We start from the raw sequence: 24,712 nt of genomic DNA, 5'->3' as shown, positions 1-24,712 counted from the left end.
GGCGCGTGCATGTGAATGAAGGAATTTTAAAGGCCCTTGAGGCTGAATCGATCGAGATTCTGCGCGAGACTGCCGCCGCCTTCAAAAACCCAGTGATGATGTATTCCATTGGAAAAGATTCTTCAGTTCTCCTCCACTTAGCGATCAAAGCCTTCTATCCGGCTCCAGTTCCCTTTCGATTGCTGCATATCGATACAACGTGGAAGTTCAAAGAGATGATCTCCTTCCGCGACAAGATTGTCGCCGATCACAAATTGAATTTGATTGTTCACACCAATCAAGAGGGCGCGACTTCCGGAGCAAATCCATTTACTACCGGAATTTCTGAATACACGCGCATCATGAAGACTGTTGCACTACGGCAGGCACTCGATCACTATGAAGTAGATGCCGCTATTGGGGGATCACGACGTGATGAAGAAAGATCTCGCGCAAAGGAACGCATCTTTAGCGTTCGCGATGAAGGCCATAGCTGGAACCCACGTAATCAACGCCCCGAACTCTGGCGTTCTTACAACACTCGTTTAGCGTCTGGTCAGACAATGCGCGTCTTTCCACTTTCAGATTGGACCGAAGGCGATATCTGGCGCTATATCCAACAAGAGAAAATTGAAGTAAATCCTCTCTACTTTGCAAAAGATCGCCCCATGGTTAAACGCGGCGACCAATTAATAATGGTCGATGATGATCGTTACCCACTTAACCCTGGAGAAGTTCCAGAGCCAAAGATGGTTCGTTTCAGAACTCTAGGTTGCTATCCGCTTACCGCGGCCGTTGAATCAACTGCAACAACGATCTCTGAAGTTGTTGACGAAGTACTGAAGGTAAAGCTGAGCGAACGAGCAACGCGTTTAATCGATGGAGCAAATGAAGATTCGATGGAGAAGAAGAAGAAAGAGGGGTACTTCTAATGCAGACCCCAATTGTTCGTCTCTTAACTTGTGGCAGCGTTGATGACGGAAAGAGCACCTTGATCGGACGTCTATTGGTTGAGACCGATAGCGTTCCTCACGACACTATCGATTCAACGCGAAAAGTTCGTCGCGCGGGTTCGATTATTCCAGCGGGTGAAATCGACTTTAGTTTGCTTACAGATGGCCTTGAAGCAGAGCGCGAACAAGGAATCACAATTGATGTGGCATATCGCTCGATGTCACTTCTTGATGGACGACGTTTAATCATCTCTGATGCTCCAGGACACGAGCAATACACGCGCAATATGGCTGTTGCCGCATCACGCGCTGAGATCTCAATAGTTTTAGTCGATGCTACAAAGGGAGTGCGTACCCAAACTTTGCGCCATCTAACTATCTGTTCTCTAATGGGAGTCCAGCGAGTATTAGTTGCGATCAATAAATTAGATGCCGTTGGGTTTCAAGAGAGTATCTATAACGAGATCAAGGGCGAGATTGAAAAGACTCTAGAGCGCCTTGATATCGCCGACGTTCACTTTATTCCGCTTAGTGCGCTAGCTGGCGATAACGTTGTTTATCGAAGCAAATCAACGCCTTGGTATTCAGGCGAGACTTTGCTTGAGGCGATTCAAGGTTGGCAACCAGGCAAATCCGCAGAAGCAACTGCTCGCCTGCGCGTTCAATCTATCGCTCGTGCCGAAGATTTCAGAGGTGTTACCGGGACGGTTCACTTAGGTGACTTCAAATTAGGCGATCAGGTAAAGATCTTTCCTAGCAATCAAGTAGCAACGATTGCGCAGATAATTTCTGACATGCAGAGCCAAAAAGTTGCCGCTCAGTCGGATGCGGTGACGCTGGTACTCGAGCCAGAGGTAGATATAACTCGCGGTGATCTGGTTTACGCCAATCAAAGCGCTGTAACTCCATCTGATCGCTTTAACGCAAACCTAGTCTGGCTAAATGAAGATGCCTTGATTCATAGCCGTTCATATCTTCTCGTATCAGGACCTAGCGAGACGCCAGTAATCATCACCAAGATTCGTCACAAGATTGATGTTCATACAGGTGAGCACCTCTCAGTAAATACCTTGGCCATGAATGAAATTGGCGAAGTTGAAATTGCAACCAATCAACCAATCGCACTAGATCCATATAAGCAGTCTCGCGAGTTCGGTAACTTTATTCTGGTAGATCGCACCAACTTCCAAACAGTTGGCGCTGGCATGATTCGCCACTCATTGCGCCGTGGTGAAAACATCACCGCACAGGCCTACGAAGTCGATAAAACAGCCCGCGAAGTCGCCAAAAATCAGCGTGCAAAAGTTATCTGGTTAACCGGTCTATCGGGTTCAGGAAAATCTACGATCGCCAACCTTCTTGAAAAGCGCCTTCATGCTCAAGGTGCGCACGCCTATGTATTAGATGGTGACAATCTACGTATGGGTCTCAATGTTGATTTGGGCTTTACCCCCGAAGATCGTGCAGAGAATGTTCGTAGAGTCTCTGAAGTTGCCAAACTAATGGTCGATGCCGGGTTAATTGTTATTACAGCGCTAGTTAGCCCATTTGAAGTTGATCGCCAGCGCGCACGTTCGATATTTGCAGAAGGTGATTTCATTGAAGTATTCGTAGATACACCAGTAGATGTATGTATCTCTCGCGATCCAAAGGGTCTGTATAAGAAAGCAGCCAAGGGAGAGATCCCTAACTTCACCGGCGTAGGTCAAGATTACGAGCGCCCAACAAAACCTGAGATTACAATCGATGGCACTGCAGATCTTGATGCCAGTGTTAGCGCGATACTTAAGGTGGCTCTATGAACTGGATTTTCTTTGCTTTGGCAGGATCGGTCGCACAGTTAATTGATGGCACTCTCGGCATGGGTTTTGGTTTAACTAGCTCAACTCTGTTGTTGACCTTAGGAGCATCTGCTGCGGTTGCATCCGCTGCAGTTCACGCCGCTGAAATCGGCACAACCTTAGTATCTGGCGCATCACACTGGCATGCGGAAAACATAGATAAGAAAATTCTCTTTAAACTCGCAATCCCAGGTGGCATTGGCGCATTGCTAGGTGCAACCTTTCTATCTTCTATAGATCTTTCTAGCGCCAAAGTCTTTATCTCAACACTTCTTCTCTTGCTTGGATTCTTACTTTTATACCGAAATATCTTTCAGCCACAGGTAAATACGAATTCACTTGAAGTTACCAACCCAAGGTTTTTAACTTATCTAGGATTTACTGGTGGTTTTGTAGATGCTTCTGGCGGCGGGGGATGGGGTCCAATTGTCACGCCAACCCTTATGACAACTACTCAGATAGAACCTCGCAAAATTATCGGCACAGTGAGCGCCTCAGAATTTATCGTTGCCGTCTCTGCCAGCGTTGGCTTCTTAGCGAACCTGCACCGCTTAGATATCAACTGGGCCGCCGTTGGCGGGCTTGCACTCGGTGGCTGCATAATGGCGCCAATCGCTGCTCGCATCGTTGTGAAGTTACCTCGTAAGCAGATCGGGATCCTCGTCGGAGTAGCTGTCATCGTAATCAACGGCTATCGAATCATCGCAAGTTAGTCTTACCCAATGAGTTCTAAGGTCATCCCAGTCTTTGTGGGCGGAACCGGCCGCAGCGGAACTACCGTCGTTGGAGATCTGCTTGGAAATCATTCCAAGATCAGAACGAGCACCCCTATTGAAATAAAGTTCCTCACCAATAAATCGGGACTAGTCGATGTGGTATTCGGATATAGCAGCGAGATTGAAAAGAGCGCAGGAAAAGTTTCAATTCTTAACTTTCGTACTTACCGCAAACGTAAAAGAAAAGAGAAAGAACGATTTTCTAAGATCCTTGCAGAGTTCAATAAATTTATCTGGGAGAAGTGGTGGGATATTGATGCGCCTCCTCCACATGGCCGCGGGCTAATCTCAGGTATTGCAAAGGCAGATCTGGAAAAATTACTCAAGAGACTCGAAGGTGATTTAAAGATCAACCGCAAATGGGCTGCCCGTCGCTTCATGGCCACGTTTATTAGTAAACAATTTGGTGCCGGAGATGAGATCTATTGGGTCGAGACAACTCCCATGAATATTCCAGAGGCTAATAAACTCCAGGAACTTTTTCCCAACGCGTTATTTGTAAATATGGTTCGCGATACTCGCGATGTTATAGCTTCGCTACTGACCAAGAAGTGGGGTCCAACAACTGCGCTAGAAGGTTTGGATTGGATTGAAGCTCGACTGCTGGCAGGCCACGAAGCCTTGACCGCAGTTAAGCCAGAAAAGAAAATTACGATCGCTCTAGAGGATCTCGCAATCAAGAACCGAGAAGCCACGTACAAGAAACTCCTTGGCTTCCTAAAGGTGACGGATGAACCCGCGATGCAGGCTTTCTTTACTCAATCAATGACTCCAGATGCGGCAACGAGCGGCCGCTGGAAATCAGAGATTGATTCTCCAGAGTTCAGCACCGGGTATGCGGCTATGACCGCCAGACTCGCAAAAGCAGGCGTGGCTTTTCAATAACCCCACAAGACGGGCGGAGAATTTTGATGACTTTTCCACTTCGGCGCATAAAAAGAGCCCCCAAATGCGGTGAAGTTTCAAATAGTTCCATGTTCTAAATCTGCGGGGGAGCCGTAATGCGCAAGTCCAAGAAGCTGATCAAGAGCCTACTTTCAACACTTCTGATTTTGGGGCTATCGGTTCCGATTCTCGCCAGCGCAGATACCAAGCCAATTGAACAGTTTCAGGATCAGGGACCTGCAGTTAAGAACGTTGGTGGTTACACAGGTATTTTAGTTGAAGATGCAGGACGCATCACAGGCAGTCACTCTAAGTTGCTTGGAATGTATTACGAGCAGAAAAATGGTGCGTGGGTTCAGAAGGAGGCTTTTGTTTGCCGCTCATACTCAGATCCAAATTGCACTAATGCAGATAACATTTGGTATGACGCAGTACTCGATGTTTGCAAAACTGATGCCGATACAAATTGCATTATTGGCGTTACGGCGATTAAAGCCGGCAGAGAAATTCCAGGAAAGTTTGTCGTTAACTTCCCAGAAAAGTCTGACTACACGTTTAAAGGTGATGCCAGTCTAAAGATTCCCGACGGAGGATTACCTTCCATTTGGACCTTTGATGGAATAACTCACCAAGGCGGAGATAAATTCCTAGTCTTTGCAGATTATTTCCACCCCGGTGGTTATGGTGGAAGCAAGCCAATGCTCTCTCCATATCAATTTAATTCTGGCATTTTTGCGATGTCTTCAGATAAGAATCCTTCTTACCCAGATATTCGCGTTAGAGCTGGAAAAGCAGACTCATCTGGAAAAGCTTGGTATTCAAATACACCAACTATGGGCTGCTTCGTAATTGGTGCACATACTGGCGATACCGGTGAGTGTGGCCTGGCATGGCCACTTCCAAACGATGTGCGTTATCGTCTTGAGATAAGAACGAGTATTCAGTTAACCAGTTTTATGCATGGGCGCCTCCTTGATCCAACAATTAAAATCTCAACGGATTCGATGGGAAGACAGATATTCTCAGTTGAAGGTGGACCTGTTTCTGTTCCAGTGTTAAGTGCTTGGGTAAAGAATTCAGATATGCCTAAGGGTCTTTACGACTACCTCTACGCCATGAATGATTGGGGCGGAAATTTCGTATATGACGATAAATTAGGCAAGGGAAGAGATAGCGTCCAGTTGCTGCAGGCATTCGATCAATACGATGCAAACGGCTTCAAAGAGTATTTATGGTGGCTTGAAGTAGCTAAAGACAAGGCAATCGGAACTAAGTCCGTTTGGATTGCCAGAACTCTAAGCCAGCAGGAAATTTTTAGTTCGGGCACGTCTGCGTGCCTTTCAAACAACACTAATTTGACGGGCATAGTCACGACAAATGCCAATATGTATGTTTCAGCTCCTCCTACATTCAATGAGGCAACACAGTCACTTGATTACAAGGTTTCCTCTCCACATTACGATGCTAACGGCAAGGACAATGTTGGAAACTACAATCTAGTTTTGAGCTCCGAAGCAGCGCGTTGCCTATATAAATTCTCTAAGGCTCCGATATCTGCAACGATTAGCATCGTTTCTTCAGATGGAACTGCTCAGGTTGCCACAACTACAGTCAACGAAAAGAATGGCTGGCTCTACCTATCAGCAAATGGATTTACCTACTCGGCTCCAACAGTTCGCGTTAAGTTGACACAAGAAGCAGACAAGCCGGTTGCTACTCCGGTTGCAAAGCCTGCGGTCGCAAAGAAGACCACCATCACATGCGTAAAGGGGAAAACTTCCAAGAGGGTGACTGCCGTCAAGCCAGTCTGCCCAACAGGATTTAAGAAGAAGTAAGCAGAGCGATTGCGCTCTGCATGATCTCTTCTTCGTAGTTTACGTAAAGGCCTAAGTGGCTTTCACCGGCGCGGAGATCAAAACGGTTGTTTGGCATGTGTTCTGCAAGCCATTTTCCGTGTTGAACTGGCACGTTCTTATCTAACTCTGCTTGCCAAATAACTGTTGGCACCTTTACATCACGCGGATCAAAACCCCATGGCTGCAGGTATGAGCTGTAATCATCTGCCACCCAATCCCAGCCTTTTTCCATTGTGAAGGCGCAGGAATCGAGCACCACCTTCCAAGTTGGCTTTGAGGCTGCCAATTGATCGCGTTCGCTCAATTCTGCTCCAGCAACGGAATCGGCAACGTTTCCATCTTGCCAACCCTGAAAACGTTTGATTAAGTCGTTGATATCGCGCAGTGCATCTGCGTATTCATCGAGATCAGCTTGTTGCATGCCGTCATAGAAGCGCTCACCGAGTTCAGCAAAGGGAGCCAAGCTTCCGACCGTTACAACGCCAACTGAACGAGGATCAAGTCCTGTAGCAATCGCATGTTGCCCACCACCAGAAAGTCCTAGGTTTACAAACTTGGTTATCCCGAGATGTTGGGAAAGTTCGGCAACGTCTTTGGCTACATCAAGAGTTATACGCCCTGGCTGGTTGGTGCTTCCGGCATATCCACTTCGTCCAAATGAGAGCGCGAATATGCCTTTCGAAGCAAAGTAATCAAGCCAGGTCTGCCAACCAGCTATGTCTTGTGTAGTTCCGGCATGCAGAATAATCGCGGCCTCTGATTTGAGTCCGTTGGTTAAATACTCAAGATTGCGTCCAACGGAGAGCGTGAAATTCTGGCGAGTCTGCGTCATTTAAAAAGCGTATCGGAGAAAGCCTCAGTTTTGCAGGTAAACGACCACACTCTTTTGCTATTGAGAAGTTCATGCAACCGCTGTTAGCCTCAACCACATGAGCTATGACGTCAACAAAGTCCGTGCAAGTTTCCCATCGTTAAATACCGGCCTCGCATTTTTCTGTGGACCAGGCGGAAGCCAAGTACCTGACGTTGTTGGCAAAACGATCTCCGATGCCATCACTAAGCCGATTTCTAATCGCAATGTGAATACTGAGTCTGAAAAGAACGCGGAAGAAATCGTTCTAAGTTTTCGTGCGGCAGTTGCAGATTTAATCGATGTGGATCCACGTGGCGTTGTCTATGGCCGATCCTGGACTCAGCTGACGTACGATTTTTCACGCACCCTTGCCAAAAATTGGGGGCCAGGAGATGAAGTTGTAGTCACAACTCTCGATCACGATTCCAATGTTCGCCCCTGGGTACAGGCGGCAGAAGCGGTAGGCACAACCGTTCGGTGGGCACAGTTAGATCCAAATACAACAGAGTTGTCAGTAGAAGCCGTCGAATCCGTTTTATCTGCCAAAACTAAACTTGTTGCAGTAACCGGGGCTGGAAACACTATTGGTACTCGCCCCGACTTAAAGGCGATTGGTGCCGCAGTCCACAAAGTTGGTGCACTCTTCTATGTCGATGCAGTTCACCTAACCCCGCACGCACCAATCAGTGCAAAAGAGATTGGCGCCGATTTCATAGGGTTTTCCTTCTACAAGATGTTCGGCCCACACTGCGCAGCACTGGCTGCTGCTCCGGCACTTCTTGAAACTTTGCAGAACGATAAGTTGCTTCCTGCAACTAACATGGTTCCGGAAAGATTTGAATTCGGTACCTTGCCTTATGAATTAATGGCGGGAAGCGTTGCAGCAATTGAATACATTGCAAATCTCGCGCCAGGCGGTGCCACAAGCCGTCGTGACAAGATTGTTAACTCAATGCGTGCGCTTGAAGCCTATGAAGACGAACTCTTGGAATACATGGAAAGTTCGCTCAAAGAGCTTCCAGGCATAACTCTCTACGGCCATGCTAAGAAACGCACGCCTACGCTTTACTTCTCATTCAAAGGCTTTGAAAGTGCAGAGATCTATAAAGCTATGGCGAAGAAGGCCGTGACACTTCCGGCATCTAATTTCTATGCCTTGGAAACTTCTCGCAAGCTTGGGCTCGGTGATGCAGGTGCTCTTCGTGCCGGATTGGCGCCTTATTCCACGCGCGACGATATTGATCGTTTAGTGGGTGGATTGAAAGAAATCATTGGGTAAGTAACAAAATCACTTCAAAATCTCCTCAACACCACTAGCCTCGACTAAGAAGGAAATCTAAGATCATCCTATGAAGCGATCCATATCCGCAGTCGTTCTTGCCTTGATCATGGTTCTGGTTCCTGCGATGTCGGCTTCTGGCGCAGTTAAGGCGGGAGCGCCTTGTACCAAACTTAATGCAGCTACAACTGTTTCTGGAATCAAATACAAATGCATCAAGTCCGGCAAAAAACTTATATGGAACAAAGGCGTGAAGTTGTCCACGCCGATGCCAGTCGTAACGCCGACCCCGACCCCAACTCCAACACCTAAAATTGAAATCGTTCCCGCAATGCCAACTTCATTCGAAGATTTAGAAGCGAATTACAAAGGTATTCCTAATTCTGTGTGGGTCGATGCCGAGAGACTCTTTGCTCAACCCTTGAGCACGCCAATTAAGGTGGATGTTGAAAAAGGTGAATCTACAAAAATCCTTTATTCCTACTCAGAAATTGAGTATGGAATTTCTAGAGCTCAACAACTCGGTGGAAACTTCCCCAAACAATCCAAATTCCTAGTGGTTGCGTTTAATTTCACCGACAGGGATTGGGCAAAAACTCGACTCAGCACGATTGCGTCCCCATTCACATTAAATGACACATTTTCAGATCAAGTAGGCGTAGCTTGTAGTTCGCAAGCAGAGTGTGACAATGCTTTTGGAAATATTTCACTTGATTCAGGGTTGATAATTCAGGGTGTGTCTGGATTACCAAACTCTTCAAACACAAATACTGCAATTATACGATCTCACTATGCGCACGAAACTACTCACACAATCCAGAAATCAATCTACAAAAAGTATGGCTTGAAGAGATTTTCGATTCCCTGCTGGTTTTCTGAGGGACAGCCGCAGGTTGTTGGGCAAACTTCTAGCAGCGCAAGTTTAAGTGAATACGTAAAGAACCGTCGCAGTTGGCTTCGTCCGCCACTGCGTGGATTACCTGATTTTTCAGAAGCAAGTATCAACAAATTCTTTGATCTGCAGCATCAGCAGCCATGTGATTCAGCAACACGTAAACATATTTATGACATCGGATTTATAGCTGTTGAGGCACTGACATCGATTGGTGGAATTTCATTTACCTTTGATGTACTGGATAAATATGCGTCAGGAATGACTTTTGATCAAGCCTTTGAAAAGGTCTACGGAATTTCTTGGGCGAACGCTAAGCCAATTCTGGCACGGACTGTTTCAAAGCAGTTCCTAGAAGCGCGTTAATTCGCTAACCAAAATCATCTTCTCCCTATGACTAAAGGAGTCAAGAGATCAAATACTGGATATAAAGGTTTGGCAGATATATCTACTATTCAAGGATTTGAACCACATCCAAGGTTTGGAAATGGAACTCGGATTTACTTACATACGTGGGTTGTGAGGGACTCGAACCCCCGACCCGGTGATTAAGAGTCACCTGCTCTACCAACTGAGCTAACAACCCATTCAAACGGTCAAATGTTTGAATGCAGAGCAGACCCTATCAGGGCAGCGCGGCTTGTCTAACACGTCGGCTGACGCGAAGATGGTGACATGAGTCGCTGGCAGATACGTATTGCGGTGCTATTGGCCGCAGGCGTTTTCATGGGTCAAGTACCAGTTGAGGCTTCAACCAAGACAGCGGAAGCGGTATTGGAAACATTGGCCGTTAAAGGTAGAGCGCCAAAGACTGGGTACGAGAGATCGCAATTTGGTCCGGCATGGTCTGATGTCGATCGCAATGGCTGCGATACCCGCAACGATATTTTGTCTCGTGATTTAACTTCAATCGTTTTCAAATCAGGGACCCGCGATTGCGTGGTTATATCTGGGATATTGGTTGATCCGTATTCGGGGGAGAAGATCTCATTTGAACGCGGCGTGAAGTCCAGCATGGATGTGCAGATAGATCACGTTGTGGCGTTATCAAATGCCTGGCAGACCGGCGCCTTTAAGTTGAGTTACGAGAAACGTCGTGAATTTGCCAATGACCCGATGAATTTACTGGCGGTAAAGGGCCGCCTTAATTCGCAGAAAGGCGATGGCGATGCTGCGACTTGGCTTCCGCCTCTAAAAAATATTCGATGTGCTTATGTGTCACAACAAATAGTTGTGAAGGCGAAGTATGGCCTCTGGGTTACACCACCTGAAAAGGCCGCGATGCAATCCCTGCTTGCTAAATGCCCAGGCTTTAAAGCACCGACAAATTAAAGAGCGTCTGCTCCGCGCTCGCCAGTGCGCACACGAACAACGGTTTCAACTGGGGTAACCCAGATCTTTCCATCACCGATAGATCTCGTGTTAGCAGTGTTTGCAATGATGTCTACAAGGTTTGCGGCATCAGCATCTTCTGCAAGAAGTTCGATGCGCACCTTTGGAATGAAATCAACTGTGTATTCAGCGCCGCGATAAATTTCGGTGTGGCCCTTTTGACGGCCAAAGCCGCGGGTTTCAGAGACGGTCATGCCGTGAACGCCGGCTGCTTGTAGAGCAACTTTGATGTCGTCGACCTTTGCTGGCTTAACGATTGCAGTTATTAACTTCATATTTATCTCGCTTCTCTTGTTTGAACTCTAGTACCGGTTTGAGTTTCCGGTTATGTCGTATGCCGATTCGGCGTGATAAGTCGTATCGAGGCCATTTAGTTCGTCGTCGCGGAATGCTCGGAAGCCGATGGTCTTTGAAATCACGGTTGCGATTAACCATGTTGCGCAGAAAGAGAAGGTTGCAACAGCGACAATCGCGATTACCTGAGATTGCAGTAGGTCCGTGCCACCCTTGAAGAAGAGGCCATCTTTACCTGCAGCATTAGCAGTAACTGTTGCTGCCAAACCGATAAAGAGCATTCCGATAAGTCCGCCCATGCCGTGAACGCCGACAACATCTAGTGAATCGTCATATCCGAACTTGTATTTGCGAGTTACCGCCCAAGCAGATGCAACACCTGCGATTAGTCCAAGAACTAGCGCGCCCATTGGGTTTAAGAAACCACATGCAGGCGTGATTGCTACTGCGCCAGCGATTGCACCAGATGCAACGCCCAAGGTTGTTGCTTTGCCATCACGCTTCTTTTCATAAGCGATCCAGGTCATGGCTGCAGCTGCAGTAGAAATTTGAGTGTTAATCACTGCTGTTGCTGCAAGAGATCCTGCAGATAGTGCGGATCCCGAGTTAAATCCAAACCATCCAAACCAGAGCATTCCTGCGCCAAGAAGAACTAACGGCATATTGTGTGGACGCATTGGATCGCGTTTGAAACCATCCCGCTTTCCGAGAACTAGTGCAAGAGCTAGCGCTGCTGCGCCTGAGTTGATTTCAACAACAGTTCCGCCAGCGAAATCGAGTGCGCCAAGTTTGTCGATGATCCATCCACCGTTACCGCCTTGTGTGGCAAATGCCCAGTGAGCGATAGGTAGGTAAACCAGAGTTATCCAAACGGCTACGAAGACAACCCATGAGCCGTACTTTGCACGATCTGCGATTGCGCCCGAAAGAAGGGCAACGGTGATGATCGCGAAAGTTAATTGGAACATGGCAAAGGCAAGAACTGGAATCTGATGACCTTCTGCACCAGTTACTTGATCCAAAGTATTTGATAAACCAATGTGATCGAAGTTTCCGATTAATCCACCATTTGATTTACCGAAGGCCAGCGAATATCCATAAAGCACCCAGATAATCGTTGACACACCGATTGCGGCAAATGACATCATCATCATATTTAGCGCGCTCTTGGCGCGAACCATGCCACCATAGAAAACTGCCAAACCAGGTGTCATGAAAAGAACTAAGGCAGCGCTTGCTAGAACCCAAGCGGTATCACCAGTATTTACATCAATCACAGCGCTCTCCGAAATCTGTACCGCCTAATGTGTGGCGGAGCAATGGAGCAATGCTAAAGGGGAGTCTTAGTGGGTTTCGTTATATCGCTTATATGACGCGAGGATTTCTTCTTCAGCGGCGTCGTGTCCGACCCAATCTCCGCCGTGAACTTCCTTACCTGGCTCGAGCGTCTTGTAAACCTCAAAGAAGTGCTTGATTTCATCGAGTTCGTAAACAGGGACGTCGTCTAGATCATTGAGATTTGATTTACGAATGTCTCCAGCGGCAACGCAGAGCAACTTGTCGTCTCCGCCTTTTTCATCGGTCATGCGGAACATTCCTATAACGCGGCAAGAAACTACGCAGCCAGGAAATGTTGGTTCATCCAACATAATCAAAGCATCGAGTGGATCGCCATCGTTTGAGAGAGTGTTCTTTACAAATCCATAATCGTGCGGAAAGCGCGTTGCGGTAAAGAGCATGCGATCAAGACGAACTTCACCAGTTGTGTGATTGATTTCGTATTTATTGCGCGAGCCAGCAGGGATTTCAACTACAACGTCGAAGATCATAATTACCGCTCTCGTTTAGTGCTTAAGTAGGAAAGAAAAACTTGGGGTGAACGACGGGGCTCGAACCCGCGACATCCCGGACCACAACCGGGTGCTCTACCAGCTGAGCTACGTCCACCATGTGCTGATTGAAAGGCAATAGTACCTGTTATCTGGTCGTACCTGTTATCTAGTTTGACTCGGCTGTCGTAGCGGTCGGGATAAATAAGGTTGAGCGGTAATACGCCAGTTCAGCGATCGAATCTTGGATATCACCCAGCGCGCGATGGTTGCCGGTCTTGGCGGGGGCTGCGAAATAGGTCTTGGGATACCAGCGTCGTGCCAACTCTTTAATCGATGAAACATCGACAGTTCGGTAGTGCAGGTATTCATTAAGGCGGGGCATATCGCGGGCGATGAAATTGCGATCGACGCTAACGGAATTTCCCGCAAGTGGTGATTTACCTGCAACAGTTTCGGTGGATTCGAGATATTTAATAATCGCATCTTCGGCTTGACTTGCAGTTACTCCATTTGGAATTTCAGTGATCAAACCTGAGGTTGTGTGCATTTGGGTTACGTACTCGTTCATGCCCGCCAATTTTTCAGGGGTCGTTGCGATAACGAGATCTACACCTTCACCAATTACATTGAGGTCAGAATCGGTCACTAAGACCGCAATCTCAACCAAGGCATCAGATGCCAAGTCGAGTCCGGTCATTTCGCAATCGATCCAGATCAGGTGGGGCAGAGGTGTAGTCATGTGCGCCTGGCTGGAATCGAACCAGCGACAACTCGCTTAGAAGGCGAGTGCTCTATCCGACTGAGCTACAGGCGCCTGCAGAGGTCGTTAGTTAATTGTACCGAAACCAACCACTAAGGTTTTCTCTATGGCTGAGTTCATTTACACGATGAAAAAGGCGCGCAAAGCGCATGGTGAAAAGGTAATTCTCGACGACGTCACCTTGATGTTCTATCCCGGAGCAAAGATTGGCGTGGTCGGTCCTAACGGCGCTGGTAAGTCAACGGTCTTGCAGATCATGGCTGGCTTGCAGCAACCATCAAATGGTGAGGCATACCTAACTCCTGGTTACACCGTCGGCATCTTGATGCAGGAACCAATTTTAAATGAAGAGAAAAATGTAATTGATAACGTTAAAGAGGGTGTTGCTGAAACCGTTGCAATGCTCGATCGCTTTAATGCGATTAGTGATGAGATGTCACAGCCTGATGCCGATTACGACAAGTTACTTGCCGAAATGGGTGACCTTCAAGAAAAGCTAGATCACCGAAATGCTTGGGAGCTAGATTCACAACTTGAGCAGGCGATGGATGCCCTGCGCTGTCCACCACCTGATGCTGATGTGAAGGTTCTATCTGGTGGAGAAAAGCGCCGCGTTGCACTTTGTAAGTTGCTCCTGGAAGCACCAGATCTTTTACTTCTCGATGAACCGACAAACCATCTTGATGCCGAATCTGTTCTGTGGCTCGAACAACATTTAAATAAATATCCTGGCGCAGTCGTTGCGATTACGCACGATCGTTACTTCCTCGACAACGTTGCACAATGGATCCTCGAACTCGATCGTGGTCGCGCTTATCCATATGAAGGTAACTACTCAACTTATCTAGAGACCAAGGCAACGCGTCTGAAAATCGAAGGACAGAAAGATGCCAAGCGCGCTAAGCGTTTAACTGAAGAACTTGAATGGGTTCGCCAGAACGCAAAGGGGCGCCAAGTTAAATCAAAGGCGCGTCTTGCTCGTTACGAAGAAATGGCGGCAGAAGCCGACAAGATGCGTAAGCTGGACTTTGATGAAATTCAGATTCCACCTGGACCACGTCTTGGAAATGTTGTTGTTGAGGTAGAAAACTTAGTTAAAGGTTTTGGCGATCGCATCTTGATCGATAACCTTTCATTTACCTTGCCGCGCAACGGAATCGTTGGAGTCATCGGGCCTAACGGTGCCGGAAAGACAACGCTCTTTAAAACTATTCTCGGTCTCGAAAAAGCAGATTCTGGAACTGTAAAAATTGGTGAAACGGTAAAGATCGCCTATGTCGATCAGTCACGCGGTGGTATCGATGGTTCTAAATCACTTTGGGAAGTTGTCTCAGATGGTTTGGACTTTATAAAGGTCGGCCAAGTTGAAATGCCTTCTCGTGCATATGTATCTGCATTTGGATTTAAGGGCCCTGATCAGCAGAAGAAGGCCGGCGTGCTCTCAGGTGGAGAACGCAACCGCTTGAACTTGGCGTTGACTTTAAAGCTCGGTGGAAACCTATTACTTCTCGATGAGCCAACGAACGATCTCGATGTAGAAACTCTGGGATCACTTGAAAATGCGCTCCTGGAATTTCCGGGTTGTGCAGTTGTGATCTCTCACGATCGTTGGTTCCTTGACCGTGTAGCAACACACATCTTGGCCTACGAAGGCGATTCCAGTTGGTTCTGGTTCGAAGGAAACTTCGAATCTTATGAAGAGAACAAGATCTCTCGCCTTGGTGCAGATGCCGCGCGTCCGCATCGTGCGACCTACCGAAAGCTAACCCGTTAATGAAGTACATCAACAAGCAATTTGTTCGTTGGGATGACCTTGATGCCTTCGGGCATGTCAACAATGCAAATTACCTAACCTTTGCTCAAGAGGCGCGGTTCTTATGGTCCACTGAGGAATTCTCAGCAGCCATGCGCGAATCATCACTAATCGAGATGGTGGTAGCCCGCGCTGAAGTTGATTTCGTTGAACCGATATACGAAGGCGGTCGCTTTGTTGATGTAGAGATAACTGTTGAGAAAATCGGAAACACTTCATTTGTTCTTTTCTACACAATCTCTGACGGCGGCAAAATCTTTGCAAAGATCAAAACTGTGCAAGTTGCTGTATCTATGGAGACCAAGAAGTCACGCCCGCTAACCGATGCGGAGCGAGAATTCCTCTCGCGCTACCAAGAGAGTAATTAGTGGCTCCAGTTTCGCGCCGCATTCACCCAGGCTGGATCGCCGTTGCAGTTACCTTCGCAACGCTTATGGCAACGGCCGGGTTTAGATCGGCGCCATCCGTCCTAATCGTTCCACTTGAGGATGCCTTTGGCTGGTCTCGTTCAGATATTTCCTTAGCGGTTGCGATAAACGTTCTTCTCTTTGGGCTGATGTCACCTTTTGCAGCAGCGCTTATGGAGAAGTTTGGAATACGACGAGTCGTAATGTCGGCGCTAACAACTATTTCAATTGGCGCCTTTCTCACTATTTTTATTCAAGCGCCATGGCAACTAATTGCTACCTGGGGAGTCATTGTCGGTATCGGCACTGGTTCAATGGCGTTGGTATTTGCCGCAACGGTTGCAAACCGCTGGTTCGTTGCTAAACGTGGATTAGTAACCGGAGTCCTTACCGCTGCATCTGCAACCGGCCAGTTAATTTTCTTACCTGGACTTTCACACCTGGCCAATACTTATGGCTGGAAGAGCGTCTCAATAACTGTCTCGTCATTTGCAATCTTAGTTGTCCCTTTTATATTTTTCTTCTTGCGCGAAAGCCCCGCTGAAGTTGGTCTCCTTCCATACGGGGCCAATTCGGATTGGCAGCCACCAGCAAAGAGCGAGTTAAGTGCCGGCGCGCTAGCAATCGATACTTTGAAGCAGAGCGCAAAGAAGAAAGATTTCTGGTATTTGTATGGGTCATTCTTTGTCTGTGGACTTTCAACTAGCGGTCTGATTGGTACGCACTTTATTCCTGCGGCGCACGATCACGGCATGCCAACAACGCTTGCTGCTTCGCTGCTTGCAATGGTTGGAATCTTTGATGTTATTGGAACTGTTTTTAGCGGCTGGCTAACTGATCGTTATGACCCGAGAAAGCTGCTCTTTTTCTATTTCGGAACAAGAGGGCTTTCTCTATTCCTATTGCCTTCAATTTTATTCTCCGACATTCATGCATCCACCTTGGTCTTTGTTATCTTCTACGGACTTGATTGGGTTGCGACTGTTCCACCAACAATCATGCTCTGCCGCGCAATTCTTGGACCGGAGAGAGCCAGCATCGTTTACGGTTGGGTTTTCACAGGCCATCAAATTGGCGGAGCAATCGCTGCCTTCGGGGCCGCCATCTTGCGCGTTCAACTTGGCGATTATGCAGTCGCCTTCTACATAAGCGGTGCAATGTGCATCATTACCGCTTACTTTGTATTACAGATCGCGCGCAATGTTGACGAAAAGGTCTTGCGAACATGACAACGTTTTACGAAGAAGTTGGGGGAGAGCCTTTCTTCAACGACTTCGTTTCGCAGTTTTACGCCCGAGTCGCAACAGATCCAATTTTGCGCCCCATGTATCCCGAGAAAGATATGCATGGTGCAGCACTTCGCCTAAAGATGTTCCTTGAACAATATTGGGGCGGACCAACTACTTACTCAGAAGAACGTGGCCACCCAAGGCTTCGTATGCGCCATGCCGGATTTCATATTGATTTAGCGGCGCGCAATGCTTGGCTTAACTGTGCTATGGGCGCACTCGAAGGTATGGAGATGTCAGATATTCATCGTGTGCAGCTGCGCGAATATTTAGAGATGGCCGCGCACGGAATGGTTAATGCTTCTGAGACGCATTCCCAATAACTAATATTTCGCCATTTCGTACATACCAAAGCACGCCTTTTTTATCGCGAATCGTTGTTATGCGCAGACCAACTTTTTCAACAACACCTTCAATCTCCAAAGTTGTGATCTGATCTCCAACACCATATTGATCTTCGATCAACATAAAGATTCCTGACAAGATATCGCGCACCAAAGTTTGCGCACCAAGACCAATAGCAACGCCGATCACGCCTGCTGATGCAATTACCGGACCTAAGTTAAATCCGAATTCGCCCAGGATCATTGCGATCGCAATAATCCAAACCGCCGCCTTCAATATCGAAGTGAGTACCGACCCAGTTGTTCGGGCGCGCTCAGATTGGCGCTTTGCAAAACCTGGGCCTGGCTTTAAATCAGCGGTCGCAAGTTTGTTGACGGCTCTGACGATTGCGCGGTGACCGATGCTCTGGGCAATCCAGGCGGCTACCAAGACGCTAAAGACGCGAAGCGGGGCCCCGCTTAGCCATTCCAAGATATTGCGGGTCTGCTCGCTCATAACGCAAACTCTAACTAATTCTTTACCTAAAATTGACCTACAAATACCCCGATCCGCGCGAAATTAGTGCAAGATAAACCAATCGGCGCGAGCCACGCGCCTGAATTAACTGGGGTAGCTATGTCTCGTTCACTAGTTCTAAACGCCACCTATGAACCACTAGGTGTTGTTACAGAACGCCGTGCGCTGCTCTTAGTTCTTAACTCTCGCGCAACAATGGTTGAAGCATCCGGAAGCATCTTGCACTTCGCGCAAGGTCAGATCGAACTCCCATCTGTGATTCGCTTAAACAAATTTGTAAAGATTCCATATCGCCATGCTGTCCCACTTTCACGCCGCGCAATATTTGCACGCGATGGCGGACGCTGCGTTTACTGCAGCGCACCTGCAACTTCGATTGATCACGTGATCCCGCGCTCTCGTGGTGGCGGCCATAACTGGGAAAATGTTGTCTCTGCTTGCCATAAGTGCAACCACTTAAAGGCCGATAAACCGCTGAAAGAATTAGGTTGGAGACTTCGCTCACTTCCACGCGAACCAGTTGGCGCTGCCTGGAGAATTCTTGGCACAGGTCGCACAGATACGCGTTGGCTTCCATACCTTGCGCCATTTGGCGTGGCAGCAGCCACCGCTTAATTCGCTTAGACTTACGCCCATGATGATTCGTCTTGCATCCGCAATTAACTTCTTGAAGTTAGATAACCAAGAAGATGGCACAGTCGCTGGCGAAGGCTTAAGCGCAGTCGAAACCTTTACCTACTTTTTCGCTGCACCAACGGTGCTCTTCATTTTGATCTCAGTAATCACTTACGCAATGACTGGCGATCGCAAGAAGCCAAAAAGTACAGATTCAGCAATAACCTCTATCGAGTAGCGTCTACAGCGCGCGCCTTAAGCGCACGTGTCATCGCATCGCGACCTTCAGTAACTGAACGACGCAGAGCATGAGATGAATCTTTGCCTGTGACATCTAGCCAGTGCTGCGCCTTCGTGACAGTTGCTTCGCTAATTGACCAAGTTGGGAAAGTCAGCGTTGCCGTTGTCTCTGCGATCTCAAAGCCCTTGGTCTCCCAGACTTTCAAGATGGCATCAAAGTAATCATCAACAAATGCTTCAAGAAGATCACAATGGATATTCTCGTTAAAGCCACGGCACTTATAAGAGTGGATCGTGTTGCTCAAATCATCAGTTGTGATTGATTTAAATGCCGCAACCTTTGCCTCATGAGTTGGAATCGCAGCATGGGCATATGCAACATATTGCTTGCCATGTGCAGTCTTATCGCGATCACCTTCTGCTGCGATTTCGGCTGGACCAAATACTCCACGCTTTACTCCGCAGATAAAGATGTACCAGCGAAGTTCTGCGTCAACAGTCAAGCCGTTTACCGAACCATCGAGCATCGCCTTTAAGCGATCTAGCTGGGCAGGTGTAACGGCGTTGTTTGCGAATGCGCGTGCATATTGAAGTTGGTGATCGCTACCTGGCTTTGCACCATCAAGTAAAGCCTCAGCTGCATTTGCAACAGCAAGGCGAATTGCTTCGCGGTTCTTGGGTGCAACATATGCCCAGATAGCGGTATCAATCTGCATGAATGTTGCAGTGATCATCGAGATATCAGATTCACCCTTTAGCGCGTTAAGTGCGATGGTGATGTAATCACTTGCAGGAAGTTCGCCATCGCGAGTTGAATCCCAAAGCGATGCCCATATAAGTCCGCGGGCTAGTGAGTCATCTAGCTGGCCAAGGTACTTCTTCATTGTCTCAACTGAGCGATCGTCGAAACGAAGCTTGGCGTAGGTCTGATCGTGATCGTTTATGAGCAAAAGATCTGCAGCGCTCTTGCCGGCTAGTTCTTTGATCTCAGTTAGCTCGCCTGCGATATCTACCTCAATGCTTTCGCGGCGCACAAGTGCATCGCCCTTTACATCAAAAAGACCAACATATAAACGGTGAGGGCGAAGTTCCTTTGAGCCAAGTGGCAGTGGCGGTACTTCTTGCTTTACAGAAACTGATGCGTACTTATCGCCATCTAGTTTGATTACTGGGCGAAGGGTATTAACGCCAGCGGTGCGTAGCCAGGTGTTAACCCAAGCAGTTAAATCTTTTCCGCATGCTGCTTCAAGTTCAGTGATTAGATCACTTAATTCTGTGTTCTTGTAAGCATGCTTGGCAAAGTACTTACGCAAGCCAGCGATGAAGTTATCGCGACCTACGTGTGCCACAAGTTGCTGCAACACTGATGCGCCCTTGGCGTATGAAATACCGTCAAAGTTGGTGCGAACTGCATCGAGATCTTCCATCTCAACTGCGATTGGGTGGGTAGATGTCATCTGATCCACGCGGTATGCCCAGTTCTTGCGCACTGAGTTAAATTCTGTCCAAGCGTGCTTGTACTGAGTTGATTCGCTAACGGACATGTAAGAAGCCCACTCAGCAAAAGATTCATTTAGCCACAAGTCTTGCCACCACTTCATGGTGACCAAGTCGCCGAACCACATATGCGCCATCTCATGATGGATAGTTGTGGCGCGGCTGATGTAGTTGCGCTCTGTTACCTTGCTGCGGAAGATCAAAACATCTTCGTGGAAAGTTACGCAGCCGACGTTCTCCATCGCGCCCCAGTTGTATTCGGCAACGGCGATCTGGTCGTACTTACCGAATGGGTAAGCCAGACCAAAAGTCTTCTCAAAGTAGGCAAAGCCTTGTTTGGTAACTTCGAAGATATTTTCAGCATCAACGTGCTGGAAGAAAGATTTGCGGGCATAAATTCCCAGCGGAATTGTCTTCTCGCCCTTGTATTCGTCATAAACAGATTTATAGGCACCAGCAACAATTGCTGTGACGTATGTTGAAATAACCTGAGAAGTAGCAAATTGAATGTGCTTACGATCACCATCGACATCTTTGGTTGACTCGATGCCGTAGTTCGAGATTACCTCCCAATGCTTTGGAGTAATCGTGCTGATAGTAAATGTTGCTTTCTGATCTGGTTGATCAAAGCACGCGTACATACGACGGGCATCGCCAGTTTCGAACTGGGTGTAGAGGTAGACCTCGTTATCGGCAGGATCTACGAAACGGTGTAAGCCTTCGCCGGAGTTTGAGTAGATACCTTCATGTTCAATCTCGAGGACGTTATCTGCAGCTAGCGCAGGCAAGAAGACGGTTTCGCCGTCGAACTTTGGATCGAAGTCGGCGCCATTTAACTTCGCGCTGATTACGCGCTTACCAACACAGTCGATAAAGGTAGTTGCACCAGGTTTTAGCCCAGCGAAGTTAACTGTTGTCTTGACCAAGAAAGTCTCTGCACCAGTTGTTAGATCAAGATCGATTTTGTAACTCGAAACCTTGATAACTTCAGAACGTTGGGCTGCTTCAATCTGCGTGATATTTGTGCCTGACACGTAAAACTCCTTTAGATGCTTAACGGACCGTTTTGCTCTCGTAAGTCTAATCATGAAAGAGTTGTGCTGTGGAACCAGTTACCAATAGAAGTTATCGCTTACGCGGCGTGAGGATCACCCCTGCCCAGCAAATAGCGCGCGATACTTTGTGGGCCAAATTTGGTATCGAATTCCAAGAGTCTTTATTGGATCTATCTACCTCTTTCGCAAAAGCTCAACCCGTAGTAATGGAAATTGGTTACGGCATGGGGGAGGCCACATGGCAGATAGCCAAAGCAAATCCAGATGTTAATTACTTGGGCGTTGAAGTGCATATGCCAGGTGTTGGAAAGCTAATGGCGAAGTTAAATGAATATGAATTAACAAATGTGAAGTTAATCGAACGCGATGTCTTTGAGGTTTTTCACTTCATGATCTCTGATGGCGCACTAGATGGAGTTCATCTCTACTTCCCAGATCCTTGGCCAAAGAAGCGCCACAATAAACGCCGCATCGTAAATCAACGATTTATCAGTGAAGTTGCTAAGAAGTTAAAGCCAGGTGGGTATCTACATATTGCAACTGACTGGGTTCCATATGCTGAATGGATTACTGAGCAATTCAATGAGACAGAGCTATTTACTGGGGGAGTCATTGATCGACCAGAGTCTCGTCCCCTAACGCGCTTTGAAGGACAAGGTTTAACGAAAGATCACAGAGTTACTGATTTTCTCTTTCGAACTTAGAGATCTTATCTATCCGGCGGATATGGCGTTCGTCGTTGCTAAATGGTGTGGCGATAAAGGCATCGATTATCACTTTGCACTCTTCAATTGAATGCATGCGGCCACCGACAGAAACAACATTGGCGTTGTTATGTTCTTTCCCTAATTTCGCAGTTTCAATATTCCATGCCAGCACCGCACGGACGCCTTTAACTTTATTTGCCGAGATTTGTTCTCCATTGCCAGATCCGCCTATGACAATGCCAAGAGATGTTGCATCTTTCGCAACTGCTTGAGCAGCCGGGATGCAGAAATCTGGATAGTCATCTAAAGCGTCATATTCGTAAGGCCCGTGGTCGGTAACGTCGTGCCCGTTATTTACTAAGTGGGCAAGGAGTTCATTCTTTAACTCAAGACCTGCATGATCACTACCGATATGTAAACGCATATGCGAAGTCTCTCACGCAGCCAATTAATTAGGGATAACCAACTCTTTAGGGCATCAAAAAACCCGCCGCGAAGGAGAATTCGCGACGGGTTTTTCTTACCCTAGGAGGAGTTATGAAGTTGTTACTCCAAAGCCTTTTTACTTGTTAAGCAGTAGCTGCTGGTGAAGCAGTTGGTGTTGGAATAGTCGGAGCGGCCCCCATGCCGCCCTTTCCTGGTCCACCGTGTCCGCGACCACCGTGTCCGCGTCCGCCCTTTTCACCCTTTGCACCCTTGCCACCTTTACCGCCAAATGCACCTTTGCCACCAACGCGATCAACTTCTGCAGTCACGTGAGTAGTTAGGTCAGCCTTGAGAGTTGTTGCTTGTGCAGCAGTCAACTTTCCAGCAGTTACAGCGGCATCAATGCGCTTAGTGTGATCAGCAACTAAAACTGAAATTAATTCGGCCTTCTTTGCACCAGCGATAGCGCCAAGAGATTCACCTGCTGCTAAACGAGTACGAATAGTTGCTGAGTCAACGCCAATTGTCTTTGAAATCAACGCTTCAGTTGCTGCGCGCTCTGCATCCATTGCTGCATGGTCGGCAACGCGTGATGCAGCCTTTGCCGCTTGCGCAGCTGTTGCAGCTGCAGTAATTGCATCTGCTTGAGCCTGGGTAATTGTTCCCTTTGCAACAAGAGCAGAAAGTGTTGCTGCTAGATCTGCAGCATGTCCACCGCCACGAGTTAATCCGTTTACTGACATCGGATTAGCAACTCCTGTTGAAGAAGTACGAGTTACCTTTGTTGAAACTGATTTAACTTTTGATGACGCTTGACCGACTCCAACGCTAGCTACTGTAAGTGCAACCGTTGTTATCGCGATTGCGATTACGTTTTTCTTTGACGACATTTGCATGTCTTCCTTTCATCCCGTTGAGCATTGTGTCGAAACCCTCGTTGTCGACTACCCGTAGATAACTACCTGATGCTCAGAAAAGTACCCCTAGATCCTGTGAGACCCGTGCGAATATTTGGCCATCTGCCCACGCTCACAAACGGGGTTTCACCTATTGGCTCTAAGGAAAAACTCAGGGAAAGCCCTCTTCGCGCCCCTTGGAACCGCATTCACACTTTTCAATAATCAATTCGTCGAAGTGGGCCCGGAGGTTCCATGAATCGCAAACGGATGTCTGTAGTTTTCACACTTTCAATTGCTCTTGCTACAACGCTCTCAATAGTTTCTGCGCCGTTAACAAGTGCGGCAAATAAGCCAAAAGCCGCCGGCAGAACTTCAACAACGATTCCAAATACGATATTAAATGGCAAAGGTGCGCCACTATCAAAGATCGGTATTGATGGTGATTTCTATATAGACACACGAAGCCTTTTGATTTATGGTCCAAAGAAAAGTGGAAAGTGGCCGCTACCTCAGAATTTACAAGGCCCAGTTGGCGCAAATGGTGTTGATGGAAAAAATGGAAGTGAAGGAAAGACAATTGCAACCGCATCAAACGTTGCAGGCCCGATAGGTGCGCAAGGTTTACAAGGAGAGAAGGGTGAAAAGGGAGAGAAGGGTGAAGCAGGCTCACCAGGTTCAAGTGGTTCTGCAGGACCAGCTGGTGCAACAGGAGCAACAGGACCGCAAGGTCCATCTGGTGGTGGAGGTGGAGGATCACCCGGACCAACCGGTGCAACCGGTGCAACCGGTTCGGCAGGTGCAACAGGTCTTACAGGTGCGAAAGGAGAGACAGGAACAGCGGGCGCAGATGGCGCAGTGGGTTTGAAGGGTGAAACCGGAACCGTTGGTGCAACTGGTCCATCAAATGTTTACGTAAATGCGTTGCCTAATTGGACGCTCAGCACTGGATCTGCTCGCACCTCATCAACATCATCTATTTTGCCAAAGTTTAAAGCGGGAAAGTCGTATGTTTATACGATTCATTTAACTGGGTTAAGTAACTCCTCAACCGGTCTTTTTGAAATAGATATCATCCATGAAGATAGTTCTGCTTCAAGATTTAATTACACACCCACTAAGCAGGATAATTTTCAGCTTGAACCGATTTATTACAGATATAGCTTCGTAATAACTGGTGTGATCACTACGACTTCTGCAGATGTGGGGATTTCTATAAAGGTCACGGATGACAAAGGATCAACAGGTTCTAATGCGCTTAGTCTTAGTGGGTATATGTATTCAACCTTGGTTGGCTCTATCGGGGCCTTATAA

The 24,712-nt window shown here is 47.6% G+C and carries 25 protein-coding genes and 3 tRNA genes; 16 read left to right on the top strand and 12 right to left on the bottom strand.

Translation table 11 applies throughout. The annotated features are described in order from the left end of the window. Positions 1 to 11 precede the first annotated feature (11 nt). From cysD to A1sIIB106_RS04870, 5 genes are all read left to right on the top strand, one after another. Positions 12 to 911, top strand: coding sequence for a sulfate adenylyltransferase subunit CysD (gene cysD, locus A1sIIB106_RS04890; RefSeq protein ID WP_223299477.1), 900 nt, complete (start codon positions 12 to 14; stop codon positions 909 to 911). After that, a complete protein-coding gene (cysC, locus tag A1sIIB106_RS04885; protein WP_095677561.1) occupies positions 911 to 2,734 on the top strand; it encodes an adenylyl-sulfate kinase in 1,824 nt (607 codons plus the stop codon). Before cysD ends, cysC begins: the two co-directional genes overlap by 1 nt. Further along, positions 2,731 to 3,486, top strand: a complete 756-nt coding sequence (locus A1sIIB106_RS04880) for a sulfite exporter TauE/SafE family protein (RefSeq protein ID WP_095677560.1) — start codon at positions 2,731 to 2,733, stop codon at positions 3,484 to 3,486. Before cysC ends, A1sIIB106_RS04880 begins: the two co-directional genes overlap by 4 nt. Before the next feature lie 9 nt (positions 3,487 to 3,495). Further along, the gene (locus A1sIIB106_RS04875) at positions 3,496 to 4,434 is read left to right on the top strand and encodes a sulfotransferase (protein WP_095677559.1); all 939 of its coding nucleotides are present in this window, start codon (positions 3,496 to 3,498) and stop codon (positions 4,432 to 4,434) included. Positions 4,435 to 4,550: 116 nt separating this feature from the next. After that, positions 4,551 to 6,269, top strand: a complete 1,719-nt coding sequence (locus A1sIIB106_RS04870) for a hypothetical protein (protein WP_095677558.1) — start codon at positions 4,551 to 4,553, stop codon at positions 6,267 to 6,269. Here A1sIIB106_RS04870 and A1sIIB106_RS04865 read toward each other — a convergent pair. After that, a complete protein-coding gene (locus A1sIIB106_RS04865) occupies positions 6,256 to 7,122 on the bottom strand; it encodes an alpha/beta fold hydrolase (RefSeq protein WP_095677557.1) in 867 nt (288 codons plus the stop codon). The genes A1sIIB106_RS04870 and A1sIIB106_RS04865 overlap by 14 nt on opposite strands. 97 nt (positions 7,123 to 7,219) lie before the next feature. Between A1sIIB106_RS04865 and A1sIIB106_RS04860 the strand changes: the two genes are divergently transcribed. Together A1sIIB106_RS04860 and A1sIIB106_RS04855 are read left to right on the top strand one after the other, a co-directional pair. Beyond that, positions 7,220 to 8,422, top strand: coding sequence for a cysteine desulfurase-like protein (locus tag A1sIIB106_RS04860; RefSeq protein ID WP_095677556.1), 1,203 nt, complete (start codon positions 7,220 to 7,222; stop codon positions 8,420 to 8,422). 70 nt (positions 8,423 to 8,492) lie between these two features. Then, a complete protein-coding gene (locus A1sIIB106_RS04855) occupies positions 8,493 to 9,680 on the top strand; it encodes a hypothetical protein (RefSeq protein WP_095677555.1) in 1,188 nt (395 codons plus the stop codon). A 147-nt stretch (positions 9,681 to 9,827) separates the two neighbouring features. Here A1sIIB106_RS04855 and A1sIIB106_RS04850 read toward each other — a convergent pair. Further along, positions 9,828 to 9,900: transfer RNA gene (locus tag A1sIIB106_RS04850), tRNA-Lys, on the bottom strand. A gap of 89 nt (positions 9,901 to 9,989) precedes the next feature. On the opposite strand from A1sIIB106_RS04850, the gene A1sIIB106_RS04845 reads away from it, so the two are divergent. Next, positions 9,990 to 10,646, top strand: a complete 657-nt coding sequence (locus A1sIIB106_RS04845; RefSeq protein ID WP_095677554.1) for an HNH endonuclease family protein — start codon at positions 9,990 to 9,992, stop codon at positions 10,644 to 10,646. On the opposite strand, the gene A1sIIB106_RS04840 is transcribed toward A1sIIB106_RS04845, so the two are convergent. From A1sIIB106_RS04840 to A1sIIB106_RS04815, 6 genes are all read right to left on the bottom strand, one after another. Beyond that, a complete protein-coding gene (locus A1sIIB106_RS04840) occupies positions 10,643 to 10,981 on the bottom strand; it encodes a P-II family nitrogen regulator (RefSeq protein WP_095677553.1) in 339 nt (112 codons plus the stop codon). The genes A1sIIB106_RS04845 and A1sIIB106_RS04840 overlap by 4 nt on opposite strands. A gap of 27 nt (positions 10,982 to 11,008) precedes the next feature. Beyond that, a complete protein-coding gene (locus tag A1sIIB106_RS04835) occupies positions 11,009 to 12,277 on the bottom strand; it encodes an ammonium transporter (RefSeq protein WP_095677552.1) in 1,269 nt (422 codons plus the stop codon). A 66-nt stretch (positions 12,278 to 12,343) separates the two neighbouring features. After that, a complete protein-coding gene (locus A1sIIB106_RS04830) occupies positions 12,344 to 12,829 on the bottom strand; it encodes an inorganic diphosphatase (protein ID WP_095677551.1) in 486 nt (161 codons plus the stop codon). A gap of 42 nt (positions 12,830 to 12,871) precedes the next feature. Next, positions 12,872 to 12,947: transfer RNA gene (locus tag A1sIIB106_RS04825), tRNA-His, on the bottom strand. A 51-nt stretch (positions 12,948 to 12,998) separates the two neighbouring features. Further along, positions 12,999 to 13,571 (bottom strand): oligoribonuclease, encoded by a 573-nt coding sequence (orn, locus tag A1sIIB106_RS04820; RefSeq protein WP_095677550.1) that lies wholly within the window; start codon positions 13,569 to 13,571, stop codon positions 12,999 to 13,001. A 1-nt stretch (position 13,572) separates the two neighbouring features. Continuing rightward, a tRNA-Arg gene (locus tag A1sIIB106_RS04815) sits at positions 13,573 to 13,646 on the bottom strand. Positions 13,647 to 13,698: 52 nt separating this feature from the next. Here A1sIIB106_RS04815 and ettA point away from each other — a divergent pair. The 4 genes from ettA to A1sIIB106_RS04795 are packed head-to-tail and all read left to right on the top strand — an operon-like array spanning position 13,699 to position 17,424. Beyond that, positions 13,699 to 15,366: an energy-dependent translational throttle protein EttA gene (gene ettA, locus A1sIIB106_RS04810; RefSeq protein ID WP_095677549.1), complete on the top strand. Its 1,668-nt coding sequence runs from the start codon at positions 13,699 to 13,701 to the stop codon at positions 15,364 to 15,366. After that, positions 15,366 to 15,773, top strand: a complete 408-nt coding sequence (locus A1sIIB106_RS04805) for an acyl-CoA thioesterase (protein WP_095677548.1) — start codon at positions 15,366 to 15,368, stop codon at positions 15,771 to 15,773. The genes ettA and A1sIIB106_RS04805 overlap by 1 nt, the downstream gene beginning before the upstream one ends. Further along, the gene (locus A1sIIB106_RS04800; RefSeq protein ID WP_223299476.1) at positions 15,773 to 17,041 is read left to right on the top strand and encodes an MFS transporter; all 1,269 of its coding nucleotides are present in this window, start codon (positions 15,773 to 15,775) and stop codon (positions 17,039 to 17,041) included. Before A1sIIB106_RS04805 ends, A1sIIB106_RS04800 begins: the two co-directional genes overlap by 1 nt. Continuing rightward, on the top strand, positions 17,038 to 17,424 hold the full coding sequence (locus tag A1sIIB106_RS04795) for a globin (protein ID WP_095677547.1): 387 nt from the start codon (positions 17,038 to 17,040) through the stop codon (positions 17,422 to 17,424). Before A1sIIB106_RS04800 ends, A1sIIB106_RS04795 begins: the two co-directional genes overlap by 4 nt. Here A1sIIB106_RS04795 and A1sIIB106_RS04790 read toward each other — a convergent pair. Then, positions 17,396 to 17,941, bottom strand: a complete 546-nt coding sequence (locus A1sIIB106_RS04790) for a mechanosensitive ion channel family protein (RefSeq protein ID WP_095671343.1) — start codon at positions 17,939 to 17,941, stop codon at positions 17,396 to 17,398. The two genes, A1sIIB106_RS04795 and A1sIIB106_RS04790, sit on opposite strands and share 29 nt — an antisense overlap. Positions 17,942 to 18,061: 120 nt before the next feature. Here A1sIIB106_RS04790 and A1sIIB106_RS04785 point away from each other — a divergent pair, with 120 nt between their 5' ends. Together A1sIIB106_RS04785 and A1sIIB106_RS04780 are read left to right on the top strand one after the other, a co-directional pair. Beyond that, positions 18,062 to 18,577, top strand: a complete 516-nt coding sequence (locus A1sIIB106_RS04785; RefSeq protein ID WP_095677879.1) for an HNH endonuclease — start codon at positions 18,062 to 18,064, stop codon at positions 18,575 to 18,577. Between the two features lie 19 nt (positions 18,578 to 18,596). Beyond that, positions 18,597 to 18,815, top strand: a complete 219-nt coding sequence (locus A1sIIB106_RS04780; RefSeq protein WP_223299475.1) for a hypothetical protein — start codon at positions 18,597 to 18,599, stop codon at positions 18,813 to 18,815. On the opposite strand, the gene pepN is transcribed toward A1sIIB106_RS04780, so the two are convergent. Next, positions 18,805 to 21,348 carry an aminopeptidase N gene (gene pepN / locus A1sIIB106_RS04775; protein WP_095677546.1) on the bottom strand — a complete coding sequence of 848 codons (2,544 nt, stop codon included), beginning with the start codon at positions 21,346 to 21,348 and terminating at the stop codon, positions 18,805 to 18,807. The genes A1sIIB106_RS04780 and pepN overlap by 11 nt on opposite strands. A 68-nt stretch (positions 21,349 to 21,416) precedes the next feature. On the opposite strand from pepN, the gene trmB reads away from it, so the two are divergent. Further along, entirely contained in the window at positions 21,417 to 22,073 is a 657-nt protein-coding gene (gene trmB, locus A1sIIB106_RS04770; RefSeq protein WP_095677545.1) for a tRNA (guanosine(46)-N7)-methyltransferase TrmB, read from the top strand. Here trmB and A1sIIB106_RS04765 read toward each other — a convergent pair. Both A1sIIB106_RS04765 and A1sIIB106_RS04760 read right to left on the bottom strand, forming a co-directional pair. After that, on the bottom strand, positions 22,048 to 22,500 hold the full coding sequence (locus A1sIIB106_RS04765; RefSeq protein ID WP_095677544.1) for a ribose-5-phosphate isomerase: 453 nt from the start codon (positions 22,498 to 22,500) through the stop codon (positions 22,048 to 22,050). The genes trmB and A1sIIB106_RS04765 overlap by 26 nt on opposite strands. A 145-nt stretch (positions 22,501 to 22,645) precedes the next feature. Beyond that, positions 22,646 to 23,392 (bottom strand): hypothetical protein, encoded by a 747-nt coding sequence (locus A1sIIB106_RS04760; RefSeq protein ID WP_095677543.1) that lies wholly within the window; start codon positions 23,390 to 23,392, stop codon positions 22,646 to 22,648. A gap of 261 nt (positions 23,393 to 23,653) precedes the next feature. Here A1sIIB106_RS04760 and A1sIIB106_RS04755 point away from each other — a divergent pair, with 261 nt between their 5' ends. Then, positions 23,654 to 24,712 (top strand): collagen-like protein, encoded by a 1,059-nt coding sequence (locus A1sIIB106_RS04755; protein WP_190277165.1) that lies wholly within the window; start codon positions 23,654 to 23,656, stop codon positions 24,710 to 24,712.

The sequence above is a fragment of the Candidatus Planktophila lacus genome, from assembly GCF_002288325.1.
GTDB classification, from domain to species: domain Bacteria; phylum Actinomycetota; class Actinomycetes; order Nanopelagicales; family Nanopelagicaceae; genus Planktophila; species Planktophila lacus.
Note: the sequence above shows the minus strand (reverse complement) of the source record. Positions and strands in the feature narration are given on the sequence as shown.